This window comes from Sulfurovum sp. bin170, assembly GCF_010892395.1.
In the GTDB taxonomy this organism is placed as follows: Bacteria; Campylobacterota; Campylobacteria; order Campylobacterales; family Sulfurovaceae; genus UBA1140.
Window position 1 is genome coordinate 1 of the sequence record NZ_JAACKB010000406.1, and the last position, 2,628, is coordinate 2,628.

At 35.0% G+C, this 2,628-nt stretch carries 3 protein-coding genes; all 3 read right to left on the minus strand.

The features are described 5' to 3' along the window. Positions 1 to 752: caspase family protein (locus GSY74_RS09640; protein WP_164664892.1), on the minus strand; the 752-nt coding region annotated here is incomplete at its 3' end. 284 nt (positions 753 to 1,036) lie between these two features. Further along, positions 1,037 to 2,206, minus strand: a complete 1,170-nt coding sequence (locus tag GSY74_RS09645) for a pyridoxal phosphate-dependent aminotransferase (RefSeq protein WP_164664893.1) — start codon at positions 2,204 to 2,206, stop codon at positions 1,037 to 1,039. Between the two features lie 55 nt (positions 2,207 to 2,261). After that, positions 2,262 to 2,628, minus strand: a 367-nt coding sequence (locus GSY74_RS10970) for a serine O-acetyltransferase (RefSeq protein ID WP_370518797.1), incomplete at its 5' end; no start/stop codon positions are given.

A 2,628-nucleotide genomic window follows, 5' to 3' on the forward strand; every position in this document is an offset into this window, starting at 1 on the left:
GCAGGAAATTGTTTTTCATTTGATTCGATGAAGACACTTTCTCTTGTTTTTTTAAACATATCTGTAAGATTTAATCCAGGTACTTTCATATAGTTTATAAGGTGTTTGGTAAACAGTCCATTTCCTCCAACTCTGCCATCACTTGCTGTTTTTCCTGCTTCTGTAGAGTATGAGACAAAGAGACCTCTAGGTTCAATTTTACTCAATCCTCCACTTCCCATAGCTCTACTAAAGGGACTATTTCTACACGCATCTAAGATAATAATATTTAATCTATTATTTGTATTTTGCATTCTATTTGTAATCTTTGTTAGAGATATAGCCTCAGATTCGGTTTCACTTTTCTCTTTTATATCTGCATCTGTAGGGATGAGATAGTTCTCTCCATCAACTTCTATACCATGTCCTGAAAAATAGAATACTCCAACTCCACCATTTTTTATCTTACGGAAAAAATCTTTTATACTTTTTTTCATAGCTTTTTCCGAAGTATTTTCTATATACATGACCTCAAAACCTCTAGTTTTTAAGATGTCTCGTATGGCTCTAGCATCATTAATAGGGTTACTTAGCTTGGATAAATTTCCCTTATATTCATTGTTCCCTATAATTAAAGCTACTCTCTGTTCATTTCTCATTTCAGTTGATATTTTTATGTTTCTATTACTAATCTTTTTAGGTTTTGAAATTTTTGTTTTGGAACAACTCGAAAATAATAGCACTACTAATCCAATAATTAGTATTTTTCCCATTCCTACTCCTTTTAGTTGAATCATGATATATATGTTAAGAAATTTATTTATAAATAGTATTGTAAAATATTACTTATTGTTTTTAGCTTATTTTTTGAATTTTTTATAATATTAATTTAGAAGATATATTGATTGACAAATACATGCTTACTAGTTAGGATAATTGTAAATTATCAATTAATCCTTTTGGTCTATTCCTCTTAAGGAGTTTTGTAACTAATGCTATTCAACTATATCTTAAGACTCATAAACCTATTAATATCTAAGATTCTACTCTACTATATCTAGTAATTAGCCTTAATAAACCTCTCTATCCTCTTAATACCCTCACGAATATTCTCTATATTCGTAGCAAATGAGAATCTGATATAACCCTCAGAACCAAAGCCAATTCCAGGGATAATAGCTACTCCCTCATCTTCAAGAAGTCTCTTTGCAAACTCCATTGAGTCATTGGTAACACCTTTGATATTTATAAATAGATAAAAAGCACCATCTGGTTTTGCCACAGAGAGACCATCTACCTTGTTAACTAACTCTACTGCTTCGTCTCGACGAGCTTCGAACTCTACTCTCATCTCCTCTACCTCTGCATCTATAGTTCCATCTAGTCCCGTGATAGCTGCTGCTTGGGTGATGGAGCTAATATTTGATGTGCTTTGAGACTGTAGTTTGTTCATAACAGCTACTAGTTCTGTATGTGCTGTTGCAAGATAACCAAATCTCCAACCAGTCATAGCCGCCGATTTACTAAGACCATTGACGGTAATAGTTCGTTGGAACATATCATCTGACACAGAGGCTGTTGCTGTAAACTTAACGCCATCATATACTAATTTTTCATACATCTCATCAGATATGACTAATACGGCTGTACCTTTTAGAACCTCTGCTAGTCCCTCTAACTCCTCTTTACTATAGACAGCACCTGTTGGATTTGATGGGGTTGTTAATACGAGAGCTTTTGTTTTTTCTGTTATCGCCTCTTTTAACTGCTCTGGAGTGATTTTGAATCCAGTTGTATCATCTGTCTCAATGATTACAGATTTTCCACCAGAGTATTTGACCACTTCAGGATATGTTACCCAGTATGGAGCAGGGATAATAACTTCATCACCCTCATCTATTAGAGCTTGAAAGAGATTAAATAGAGAGTGTTTAGCACCATTATTGGTCTGGATCTGTTTAGTTGAGTACTCCAAGTTATTATCTCTTTTTAGTTTTCCTGCAACAGCTTTTAGTAGTTCAGGTGTCCCTGGGACAGCTGTATATCTTGTCTGTCCGTTGTCAATGGCTTTTTTGGCACTCTCTTTGATAGCCTGAGGTGTGTCAAAGTCTGGCTCTCCTGGAGAGAACGAGAGTATATCTTTTCCTTCGGCTTTTAGCTCTAGTGCCAGTGTTGTAATCGCAATAGTCATAGATGAAGAGAGTGTCTGTATTCGTTTTGAAAGCATGGTTTTGCCCTTTATTCAATAGTATAAAAATCTGAAAATTATACTAAAAAAATGGTTACATTGACTTAATAAATGTTGAGTATATCTCTTCTAGTTCATGGTCCTCTTTCTCCATTAGCTTTGCATTACCAGTTTTTACGCTCTCCTCTAGTACAGCAATCCTCTTAATAAGATACTGAAATATCTCCTTGTTTACATCAGGAAGCATATCGTGTCTAAGTCTTTTACTCTGTGTATCACAAGAGATAATTCTAGCAGGAATACCAACAGCTGTTGAGTGAGGGGGAACATCTCTAAGAACTACAGAGTTTGCACCAATTCGGGAACCTTCACCAAGAGTAATATTTCCCAAAACTTTTGCACCTGCTCCTACTACTACATTGTTTTCGACTGTTGGGTGTCTTTTCCCATGAGAGAGGCTA